This is a genomic window from uncultured Clostridium sp. (assembly GCF_947039605.1).
In the GTDB taxonomy this organism is placed as follows: Bacteria; Bacillota; Clostridia; order Clostridiales; family Clostridiaceae; genus Sarcina.
In genome coordinates this window covers 14,968-26,152 of record NZ_CAMQZG010000004.1, presented here as the reverse complement: position 1 = coordinate 26,152, position 11,185 = coordinate 14,968, and the positions used below count along the sequence as shown (strand labels likewise).

Genomic DNA, 11,185 nt, shown 5'->3' with positions numbered 1-11,185 from the left:
AAAATACTATCGTTAAACAAAATTTAACGATAAAAATTATGAAAATGTCGAAAAGAATATTGTATGTTTTTTAGGACAACCTTTAAATTTACATTAAAACTAATTAAACTTTTTTCAAAGGTTATTCTAATGAGAATTCGTATCGTACAAAAAGGTGGAAACTTAACATAATTTCCGTACAAAAGATATACCAATTAATTAATTGTCTAAAAGATAGCATTTCACGTGTAATAAAAAGAAGAACGAAAAAGATTTTTTAATGTTACATGCGATGATATACTTTAGCCATAGAGAAGAAACAGAAAAATAAAACAAGAAAAAAAGCGAAAAGCAAAATGAAATTAAGTAGAGAATGAAATTAAATAAGAAGATTATAATTGAGAAATATAAATGAGAAATATAAATGAGAAAAATATGAAGAGATAAAGGGGTAAAATTATGTTTATAGTAGAAAAGGAACCAAAATCAGTAGCAGCAGAGGCTTACAAAACTTTAAGAACAAACATCCAGTATTCAGCATACCACGAGAATTTAAAAACTTTACTTGTAACAAGCTCAAATCCACAAGAAGGTAAATCAATAACAGCTGGGAACCTTGCAATATCATTTGCACAAGATGGAAAAAAAGTAGTTATAATAGATTGTGATTTAAGAAGACCAACAATGCACAAGAAGTTTAACATTTCAAATGAAGCAGGACTTACAGAGTTATTACTTAGAAGAAAAGAAGTTACAGATTGTATTCAAGTACACTCAGATAACTTAGATATAATAACATCAGGAAAAATTCCACCAAACCCATCAGAGTTACTTGGGTCAGACCACATGAAAAAACTTTTAGTAGAACTTAAAGAAAGGTATGATTATATAATTATAGATACACCACCAGTACTTGCAGTTTCAGATGCACAGGTACTAGCTGCAAATACAGATGGAGTTGTTTTTGTTGTTAAATCATCAGAAACTAAAAAAGAAGATATAATACAAGCAAAAGCTAATCTTGATAAAGTTAATGCACCAATAGTTGGAAGTGTTCTTAATGGAGCAGATAGCAAAAAGGGAAAGTATAAATACAACTATGAGTATTATGGAGAAGATGCACAGACTAAAAAGAAATGCAGAATCTTTGGAATGAAAAAAAGAGCTTAGGATTATAAAATCTTATAAGAACTTTGATATAAAGAACTAGAAAAATTAAAAAGCCTACAAATTTATTTTAATATAAACATAAATATAAAAACCTTTAAAATCCCTGTGATAAATTATCACAGGGATTTTGCTTTACATAAATATAAATTAATTAGATGAAATAGATTATGAAAAAAGGACTATGGTAACAAAGTGGAAAAATAAAGAATATATATAATTATAAAGTATAAAATGCATAAAACTTATTAATTGTACAAGGAGGGAGTCTAGATGCCCTAAGGTGAGTGTAATTATAGCAATTAATGACGAAGGTAAATTCTTAGAAAAGTCTCTTAACTCACTAACAAATCAAACATTAAAAAATATAGAAATAATATGCGTAAACAATGGGTCAGATTATAAATGCAAACAAATTTGCAATAGGCTTAAAAAAGATGATGAGAGAATTAGTTTTATAGATATGGATAAAGGAAGATTTGCAATATCAAAGTATATTGCACTAAGAGTTGCAAAAGGAGAGTTTATAACTTTTATAGATCCAAATGATTGGATAAGAGAAGATTTTTTAGAAAAAATGTATGAGCTTTGCTGTGAAAAAAAAGCAGATATAGGAGTATGTAAAATCCTAAAGGAAAGAAACTGTTATATAGAACCAGAAGAAAACTATAAATTTGAAAGGCTTTTATTTGGGCAGGCTACTCTAAAAGAATGTTTAAAAGGTAACTATTATGATTTTTCATTTTCAGGTAAGTTTTTTAAAAAGAAGTTATTTAAAGAAATAAAAATATCAGATGGGTCAATACATGATGATATTTTAGCAGCATATTTATTGTTAAAACAATCTAAAAAATCAATTTACACAAATTATGGAGGGTATATAAAAAATGAAGCCCTTAATGGAGAATATGAAAAAATAGAATTACCATCAGAACATTATTCAAAGATTCTAGAAACTGTAGAGAGTTGGAATAGTGTAATAGAAAAAGTTAAGGTAGATTATGATGAGAGTATACTCAAAGAAACTATAGGAACATACACACGATTTATAGTAAGTTCTATACTTGATATGTCAGTAGAAAAAGATATAGATACACAGATATTTTATCTACAAGAAATTCATGAGAAAGTAGAAGAAAAGAAAGAACTTATAAAAAAATATAACAAAGTATCAAAAAGTGAAAAGTTTATTTTAAATGTATTCTTACTTGATTATAGGCTTATAACTCTTCAGAATTTTATTGTTAAAAAAATATAGAAAGAAAAATAGAAGAAGAAATGAATCGCTGAAAAGCTATTCATTTCTTTTTCTGTTTTTAAATACAATTATGAAAAGTAATATTAAAAGAATTGCTAACATAGAATGAAAAAGTCGACAGAATATTAAAAGACAATATTAGGGATTAAAGATAAATAATAAAAAATTAAACGTTAAAAATAAATAGGAAATAGATTATAAAAAATAATTTAACGATAAAAAAGCCTGAGAATTAAAGTTTTTTTAGGAAAAAAAATTTAGATTTTATTTAAAAAGTTTTAAGTTGATATAAAAAGAAATTAAACAAAAAATATTGCTTAAATAAAAATAGCATTATCGAACAGTAGTTAAAGAACTTTATAGCTAATTCAAAGAAAAAACTATACAACCTGTATAAAACATAAGAAAAAATAAATTTTACGTGTAATAAAAAGTAAAACGATTTTTATTTTAAAAATAATAAAATAAATATATACTTACAATTGTAAAAAAGAGGAAAAAAGTTATTAACGTTAAAATTTATTACTAGAAAAAATAATTTAAGGATAAAAAATATCTTTAAATAAAAAACATAGAGGGGGCACAAAAAAACATGGAAGAAGAGGTTATAAAACTAGAAGATATTTTTGCAGCACTAAAAAAAAGGTGGCTAATGATATTACTAGTAACACTAACATTTGCAGTCACGGCAGGACTTATAAGTCATTATCTTATAAAACCAGAATATCAAACTAAAGTAAAAGTTTTTATAGGAAAAGAAGGCTCAAGTACAAGCACAGAATATGACAACAATGATATAGCAATGTACCAAAACCTAATGAAAACATATGCAGAACTTGTAAAATCAAAAGACTCTGTAAAAGAAGCACTAAAAAGCATAAACCAAAATGCAGAATCAAGCAATGTAAACAGAGTTCTAGCAGGACTTACAGTATCGCCAAGTGCTGATACACAAATAATGGAGGTATCTTATACAACACAAAACAAAGCAGAGATACTACCAGTTATAAACTCAATTATCACAGAATTTATAGAAACATCAAAAGGACTAATCAAAAATGGAAACATTCAAATTATAGAAACAGCAATAGACCCAGCAGCTCCAATAGGTCCAAACAAAAAATTAAATATCATAATAGGCTTCATGCTAGGGCTTATGGTTTCAATTGGTCTTACATTTCTACTAGAGTACCTAAATAATACAGTCCATACTAGCGATCTACTAGAAAAAATAATAGGAATACCAGTCATTGGAATAATACCTATAATAGAAGAAAAAATTCTAACTAAAAAAGAACTAAAATTAATTGCAAAAAATGAAAAAGCAGAAATGAAAAAAATAGCAAAGCAAAGTGGAAATAACAAATCAAAATAAAAATAAAAAAATAGAGGCGGTAAATAGTGGTAGATATACACTCGCATATAATTCCATATATAGATGATGGTGCCAAAAGTCTAGATGTAGCAATAGCTATGCTAAAAAAAGCAGAAGAATCAGGAACAGAAAAAATAATACTAACTCCACATTACTTAAATGGAAAATCTGATAAAACAATTTTAGAAGTAAAAGCCTTAACAGAAAAAATTAAAGAAATAGCACAAAGACAAAATATAAAGATAGAAATATATTATGGGCAAGAAATTCTTTATACAAATAGTCTTATAAAGAATTTTCTAGAAGGTAAAATAGGAACACTAAATAACACTAGATATATGCTTATAGAATTTTTAGAAGAAAGTATTGATAAAAAAGTAATTTCAGATTTATGTGAATTAAAACTTAGAGGAATAGTTCCAATAATAGCACACCCAGAAAGACACAAAGACTTTATAGATAACCCAAGTTATATAAATGAATTTGCACAGGCTGGTGCATTATTTCAACTTGATGCATGTAGTATAGAAAATGTTTTTGGGGATAATGCTAGAAAAACAGCAGAAGTTTTCCTAAGAAATAAAATATATAGTTTTATAGGTTCAGATGCTCACAACACAAGAAGTAGAACTACTGATATAAGTAGATACAAAAGCAAAATAGAAAGAGTAAATCTAAAATTTATAAATGATTCAAATAAAAATGGTAAAAAGCTATTAAATAATGAAGAAGTTAAATTTAAAGGCAAAAAAATAGAACAGAAAAGTAATTTTTCATTTTCACTATTCATAAGTTAGCAGTAGAGGATATGTAGATTTTATTTTAATTAAGGTTAAAGTAAGATTTGTGTATCTTTTAAGTGTGAAGTGAGTTAATAAAAAATTAAAAAAGAAAAAAATGGAAAAATACTTTATGATATTCAGAAAAAATTAAATATAAATTAAAAAAACTATAAGATAAAAGTTAAAAAAATCAAATTTAAACTAAAATATGGACAAGAAAACCCTTAGTGATGTTCTTTGTTAACATAAAAAGTATAATTTCAATAAAATTCATGAAAAAATAGGATATTAACAATATACTTTGTCGAAAAATATCATATCGTTATTGTTTTGTAATTATTTTTACAATGTTATAATTAATTTGGTTTTATTTGTGATTTAAGTTTTATATTTTCTAACAAGAATATAAAATCAATTTTACAGATATAACAAATTGTATTAAAAAAATAATTTGTAGGAATAATTGGAGGGAACATGAACGAAGAAGTTATAAGGATAGAAGACATTATGTATGCACTCAAAAAGAGATGGATAATGATTCTAAGTATTACAGTAGCTTTCACACTTGCAGCAGCAGCGCTTAGTTTTTTTGTTATTAAGCCAAAGTATGAGGCAAAAGTTAAAGTGTTTATAGGAAAAGAAGAGACTAAGGGGAATGCTTCTAATTATGATAACAATGATATAGCAATGTATCAAAAGCTTATGAAAACATATGCAGAAGTTATCAAAACTAAAGATGCAACAAAGAGTGCTCTTGGAAAGATAGGACAAGCTACAACACAAAACAATGTAAACAGAGTTCTTTCAGGACTTGCAGTAGCACCAAGTGCAGATACTCAAATAATGGAAGTAAAATATACAACTACTACAAAATCAGAGATTTTACCAGTACTTAATTCAATCACAGAAATGTTTATAGATAATTCAGAAGATCTTATTCCTAACGGAAATATTCAGATTATAGAAAAAGCAGAAATGCCAGAATCTCCAATAAGCCCTAACAAAGTGCTTAACACTATTATAGGATTTATGCTTGGAATGATGGTTGCAATAGGAATTGCATTCTTACTTGAATATATGGATAACACAGTTAGAAGTAAAGATGAGCTAGAAAAATTATTAGATATACCTGTTCTTGGAAACATTCCAAAAATGGATTAGTAAGGGGGAAATTAATTTATGTTTATAGTAGAAACAGATCCAAAATCAATAGCAGCAGAAACTTACAAAACACTAAGAACTAATATCCAGTATTCTTCTTATGATAGAAGTTTACAGGTAATGGTTGTAACAAGTACACAACCAGGAGAGGGTAAGTCAACAACTGCTGGTAACACAGCATTATCACTTGCTATGGATGGTAAAAAAGTTCTTTTAATAGATTGTGATTTAAGAAAACCAAGTATACATAAAAAATTTAGCGTAAGTAATACAGAAGGTTTAACAGAGGTTATACTTGGCAGAATAAAACTGCTTGAAACTATCAAGCCTTATAATACTACACTTGATATTCTTACATCTGGTAAAATACCACCAAACCCATCAGAAATGCTTGGGTCAGAGAATATGAAAAGACTTTTAAAAGAGTTAAAAGAACATTATGATTACATAATACTTGATGCACCGCCTATTCTTGCAGTTACAGATGCACAAATTCTTTCAACAAGAGCAGACGGAGTTATATTTGTTGTCAAAGCTGGAACAGCTAAAAAAGAGCAAATACTTCAAGCAAAAAGTCAGCTAGATAAAGTAAAAGCTCAAATAATTGGTACAGTACTAAACGCTGTGGATACTAAAGATAGTAAAAACCAATATTATTATTACTATGGTAATGATAAGTAAGATTCACGCCAAAGGAGTTAGCACATGATAGATATACACACACACATAATTCCAAGGATTGATGATGGTTCAAAGGATGAAGGAATGACTCTTAAAATGCTAGAAAAAGCAGTAGAGTCAGGGACAACAAAAATTATACTAACACCTCACTATTTTAGAGGTAGATTCATGGAATCTTTGAAACACGTAAAGCAACATGCAGAGTATGTAAAAAAAATTGCTAGATATAATGACATAGAAATAGAGATTTATGTAGGGCAAGAAATTTACTTTACTCCATCACTTCTAGAAGATTTAAAAGATGGTGAAATTGGAACTTTAAATGATTCAAGATATATGCTTATAGAACTTGATATGGCAGAAATTGAAGATTGCACACTAGACGTTGTCTATGAGCTAAAGCTTAAAGGGATTACAGCTGTAATTGCACACCCAGAGAGATATCTAGAATTTCAGAAAAAGCCAAGCAAAATTAATGAGTATATAGATGATGGGTGCCTATTCCAGCTTAATGCAGGAAGTATTGGTGGAGTGCTTGGTAATGCTAGCAAAGAACTTGCAGAATTATATCTTAAAAGGGGTATATATAGTTTTATAGGTTCTGATGCTCATAGTGATGGTAGAAGAAACACAAATATGAAACAGTTTGTTCAGACAATAGATAAAATAAATCCAAGTTTTATTAAGACATCAGTGGAAAATGCACAAAAGCTATTAAATGATGAAAAAGTAAGTTTCACAGGAGAAAAAATAGAGCTTAAAAAGAAGAAAAAAGGGTTATTCTCATTCTTTAGAAAATAATCCTTTTAAGTGAGAAAAGAATCCAAAAGGATGAGATTTATGGATAAGAGAGAAGGGGTAAAACTTGGGTAGTGGAAAAAGATTAAGAACGGTTATCTTATTATTTGTAGATATCGTGGCAATATTTATGGCTTATATGTTTAGTTTTTACATCAAGTATGGAGAAGCAGGGCATATAGGAATAGATGACAGTGCAATATTTACAAGTCACTTTATAGTGATAGCAGCATTATATATAATTCCAATGGCATGCCTTAGAATGTATAGAAGTCTTTGGAGAATAGCAGGGTTTGAAGAGTTTGTCAGAGTTGGAATATCAGTTTCAATAGGATTTATTTTAAATATTATATATTCATTAGTAGTAGCAAAAGAAATTCCAATCACACTTACAGTTCTTTCTAGTATTCTTATAGGTTTTGCAGTTATAGGTGTAAGACTTTCATACAGAATATATAGAAGACTTGTATTATATGGAACTATCTATCTTGATAAAACAAGTGAGAGAGTTCTTGTAGTTGGTGGTGGTCTTTGTGGAACTTTAGTCATTGATGAAATGAACAAAGATTCAACTAATAATATGAAACCAGTAGCAGTTATAGATGATGATATCAATAAGGCTAATACATTTCTAAGGGGTCTTAAAGTATATGGTGGTAGAAACAGGATTGAAGAAGTAGTTAAAAAAGAAGATATAGATGTGATTTTAATTGCTATTGCAAGTCTTGATTCAAAAAACAAAAAAGACATTATAAAGATATGTAGTAAGACAAAGAAAAAAGTAAAAATCATTCCAGGTATTAATGAAGTTATAGAAGGCAGCAATGATTCTATAAAGGGTATTAAGTCTATGAGAAGTGTAGACTTACATGATTTGCTTGGTAGAGATGAAATAAAACTTGATAAAACAGGTATCAAAGAGTATGTAGAGGGCAAGGTTGTTATGGTTACTGGTGGTGGTGGGTCTATAGGCTCAGAGCTATGCAGACAAATAGCAAGATATAAACCGGAGCTTTTACTAATAGTTGATATATACGAAAACAATGCTTATGAAATTCAAAACGAGCTTAGAATGAAGTATCCAGACCTTAAACAAGAAGCACTTATTGCATCTGTTAGAGAAAGATGGAGAGTAGAGCAGATATTCAGGGATTATAAACCACAAGTAGTATTTCATGCAGCAGCTCACAAACATGTACCTTTAATGGAAGTTTCTCCACTTGAAGCTATCAAGAATAATGTAAAAGGTACTTTTAATACAGCAGACTTAGCTTATAAATATGGCGTTGAAAGATTTGTACTTATCTCTACAGATAAAGCAGTTAACCCAACAAATGTAATGGGAGCGACTAAAAGATATTGTGAAATGATAATACAAGGTATGCACAAAAAAGCTAAAGATAATAATCAAAAGTCTGAGTTTGTAGCAGTTAGATTTGGAAATGTACTTGGGAGTAATGGTTCTGTAATACCACTATTTAAAAAGCAAATAGCAAAAGGTGGACCAATAACTCTAACACATAAAGATATCACAAGATACTTTATGCTAATACCAGAAGCAGTTCAACTTGTACTACAAGCAGGTGAATTTGCAAAAGGTGGAGAAATCTTTGTACTTGATATGGGTGAACCTGTAAAAATATATGATCTTGCAGAAAACTTAATTAAATTATCAGGATTTGAACCACACAAAGACATCAAAATAGAAGAAGTAGGACTAAGACCAGGAGAAAAACTTTACGAAGAGCTTCTAATGGATGAAGAAGGACTTACAGAAACAGGACATGAGAAAATCTTTATAGCACAGCCATCAGAATATGATGTAGATACACTAAGAGATAACTTCTATGAACTTATAAAAATAGGGGAAGAAAAAGGTGATGAAGCATTAAGACAAAGACTTCATGATTTTGTACCAACTTATATAAGGAATGCGAGTGAATTAGAAGAAGTTGCGTGTACAAAATAACAAAAAAAGTTATTTAAAAAGCAATTTTATATAAAAATAATAAACGTTACAAAAAGTTTAGTATATACAAATAGTATTTCCAGTTATTACACAGTAAGTTAATTTATTGGAAATACTATTATAATGTTTAAAAAGTAAACTAATATAGGAAGTTAAGAGATTAAAGTTCCTGTATAGACATAGGGGGAGAATCATTATGAACATACCATTTTCACCACCAGATATAACAGATTTAGAAATAAATAATGTTATAGAAGTTTTAAAATCTGGATGGATTACAACAGGACCAATGACAAAAAAGTTTGAAGGTAAAATAGCAGAGTATTGTGGAACACAAAAAGCTATTTGCTTAAATTCAGCAACTGCTGGAATGGAAATGACACTTAGAATGTTAGAAATTGGTGAGGGTGATGAAGTTATCACAACTGCCTATACATATACAGCTTCGGCAAGTGTTATACATCATGTTGGAGCAAAAATAGTTATGGTAGATACTGCTAAAGATTCATATGAAATGGATTATAAAAAATTAGAAGAAGCTATAACAGAAAAAACAAAAGCAATTATACCAGTTGATCTTGCGGGAATAATGTGTGATTATGATAAGATTTTTGAAATTGTTGAAAGACAAAAATCAAAATTTAAAGCAAACAATGAATTACAAGAAAAGATTGGAAGAGTAGCTATTATTGGAGATGGAGCGCATTCATTTGGAGCGACTTATAAAGGTAAGAAAAGTGGAAATGTTGCAGATTTTACATCATTCTCATTCCATGCAGTAAAAAACCTTACAACAGCAGAAGGTGGAGCAGTTACTTGGAAAGAAATTGATGGTATTGATAGCGAAGAAATTTATAAAAAGATTCTTACGTTATCATTGCATGGGCAAACAAAAGATGCACTTGCAAAAATGAAACCAGGAGCATGGGAGTATGACATAATAGCACCAGCTTATAAATGTAATATGACGGATATTATGGCAGCTATAGGAATTGGGCAATTAGATAGATATATGGATATGCTTCAAAAAAGAAAAGAAATAGTAGAAGTGTATAATGAAGCTTTTGCAGATAAAGATAAGTACCACATAATGTCACATTATACAGACGAAGCGAGTTCAAGTGGACATTTATATCTTTTAAGATTAGTTGGAAAAGATGAAGAGTTTAGAAATCAATTAATAATAAAACTTGCAGAAAAAGGTATATCAACAAATGTACATTATAAGCCATTACCAATGTTAACAGCTTATAAAAATTTAGAATTTGATATAAAAGATTATCCTAATGCATTTGATATGTATAAAAATGAAATTAGTTTACCTTTAAACACTTTGATTTCTAAAGAACAGATTGAGTATTTATTAAAAGAAATTAAAGTATGTGAGGAAGTTTAATGCAAGTTAAAAAAAGTACATTAATAGTAAAAAGAATTTTTGATATTGTTATGGCTATCTTTGGATTATTAGTTTTAAGTCCAATATTTTTAGTTATTTCTTTAGCAATAAAAATAGATTCTAAAGGTCCAGTATTTTTCAAACAAATAAGAGTTGGGCTTGAGGGGAAAGAATTTAAAATATTTAAATTCAGAACAATGGTTACAGATGCAGAAAAAAAAGGTATGCAAATAACTGTTGGAAAAGATAGCAGAATCACTAAGGTAGGAGCGTTTATAAGAAAGTGTAAGATTGATGAAATACCACAACTTATAAATGTATTAGTAGGAGAAATGAGTTTTGTAGGTCCAAGACCAGAAGTTCCAAAGTATGTTGCTATGTATAGTGAAAGTGATAGAGAAATATTAAAAGTAAGACCAGGTATAACAGATTTAGCATCTATAGAATATAGAGATGAAAATGAAGTTTTAGGGAAAAGCAAAAATCCTGAAAAGACTTATATAGAAGAAGTTATGCCAGCAAAGATAGTTTTAAATCAAGAGTATATTAGTAAATGTTCGGTAGGATATGATATTTTCTTAATTTTAAAAACTATTAAAATTTGTTTTACGTAAAGGAG

10 protein-coding genes are annotated in these 11,185 nt (G+C 28.5%); all 10 read left to right on the top strand.

The features are described from left to right. Window positions 1–438 precede the first annotated feature (438 nt). Complete coding sequence (locus Q0V24_RS02645; RefSeq protein ID WP_297518501.1) at window positions 439–1,149, top strand: CpsD/CapB family tyrosine-protein kinase; 711 nt, start codon at window positions 439–441, stop codon at window positions 1,147–1,149. A 280-nt stretch (window positions 1,150–1,429) separates the two neighbouring features. After that, window positions 1,430–2,404 (top strand): glycosyltransferase family 2 protein, encoded by a 975-nt coding sequence (locus tag Q0V24_RS02640; RefSeq protein ID WP_297518499.1) that lies wholly within the window; start codon window positions 1,430–1,432, stop codon window positions 2,402–2,404. A 592-nt stretch (window positions 2,405–2,996) separates the two neighbouring features. Further along, the gene (locus Q0V24_RS02635) at window positions 2,997–3,779 is read left to right on the top strand and encodes a Wzz/FepE/Etk N-terminal domain-containing protein (RefSeq protein WP_297518496.1); all 783 of its coding nucleotides are present in this window, start codon (window positions 2,997–2,999) and stop codon (window positions 3,777–3,779) included. Between the two features lie 26 nt (window positions 3,780–3,805). Continuing rightward, window positions 3,806–4,576 (top strand): CpsB/CapC family capsule biosynthesis tyrosine phosphatase, encoded by a 771-nt coding sequence (locus Q0V24_RS02630; RefSeq protein ID WP_297518494.1) that lies wholly within the window; start codon window positions 3,806–3,808, stop codon window positions 4,574–4,576. Between the two features lie 459 nt (window positions 4,577–5,035). Next, complete coding sequence (locus Q0V24_RS02625) at window positions 5,036–5,722, top strand: Wzz/FepE/Etk N-terminal domain-containing protein (protein ID WP_297518492.1); 687 nt, start codon at window positions 5,036–5,038, stop codon at window positions 5,720–5,722. An 18-nt stretch (window positions 5,723–5,740) separates the two neighbouring features. Then, window positions 5,741–6,403: a CpsD/CapB family tyrosine-protein kinase gene (locus Q0V24_RS02620; protein ID WP_297518490.1), complete on the top strand. Its 663-nt coding sequence runs from the start codon at window positions 5,741–5,743 to the stop codon at window positions 6,401–6,403. Between the two features lie 24 nt (window positions 6,404–6,427). Beyond that, complete coding sequence (locus tag Q0V24_RS02615; RefSeq protein WP_297518488.1) at window positions 6,428–7,204, top strand: CpsB/CapC family capsule biosynthesis tyrosine phosphatase; 777 nt, start codon at window positions 6,428–6,430, stop codon at window positions 7,202–7,204. A gap of 127 nt (window positions 7,205–7,331) precedes the next feature. Further along, on the top strand, window positions 7,332–9,170 hold the full coding sequence (locus Q0V24_RS02610; RefSeq protein ID WP_297518600.1) for a nucleoside-diphosphate sugar epimerase/dehydratase: 1,839 nt from the start codon (window positions 7,332–7,334) through the stop codon (window positions 9,168–9,170). A 196-nt stretch (window positions 9,171–9,366) separates the two neighbouring features. Next, window positions 9,367–10,566: a DegT/DnrJ/EryC1/StrS aminotransferase family protein gene (locus Q0V24_RS02605; protein ID WP_297518486.1), complete on the top strand. Its 1,200-nt coding sequence runs from the start codon at window positions 9,367–9,369 to the stop codon at window positions 10,564–10,566. Beyond that, window positions 10,566–11,180: a sugar transferase gene (locus Q0V24_RS02600; protein WP_297518484.1), complete on the top strand. Its 615-nt coding sequence runs from the start codon at window positions 10,566–10,568 to the stop codon at window positions 11,178–11,180. The genes Q0V24_RS02605 and Q0V24_RS02600 overlap by 1 nt, the downstream gene beginning before the upstream one ends. Window positions 11,181–11,185 lie beyond the last annotated feature (5 nt).

Excerpts from the sequence above, each read along its gene's own strand:
- Q0V24_RS02645 (WP_297518501.1), top strand. The coding sequence starts at position 439 with ATGTTTATAGTAGAAAAGGAACCAAAATCAGTAGCAGCAGAGGCTTAC.
- Q0V24_RS02635 (WP_297518496.1), top strand. The coding sequence starts at position 2,997 with ATGGAAGAAGAGGTTATAAAACTAGAAGATATTTTTGCAGCACTAAAA.
- Q0V24_RS02625 (WP_297518492.1), top strand. The coding sequence starts at position 5,036 with ATGAACGAAGAAGTTATAAGGATAGAAGACATTATGTATGCACTCAAA.
- Q0V24_RS02620 (WP_297518490.1), top strand. The coding sequence starts at position 5,741 with ATGTTTATAGTAGAAACAGATCCAAAATCAATAGCAGCAGAAACTTAC.
- Q0V24_RS02615 (WP_297518488.1), top strand. The coding sequence starts at position 6,428 with ATGATAGATATACACACACACATAATTCCAAGGATTGATGATGGTTCA.
- Q0V24_RS02610 (WP_297518600.1), top strand. The coding sequence starts at position 7,332 with ATGGCTTATATGTTTAGTTTTTACATCAAGTATGGAGAAGCAGGGCAT.
- Q0V24_RS02605 (WP_297518486.1), top strand. The coding sequence starts at position 9,367 with ATGAACATACCATTTTCACCACCAGATATAACAGATTTAGAAATAAAT.
- Q0V24_RS02600 (WP_297518484.1), top strand. The coding sequence starts at position 10,566 with ATGCAAGTTAAAAAAAGTACATTAATAGTAAAAAGAATTTTTGATATT.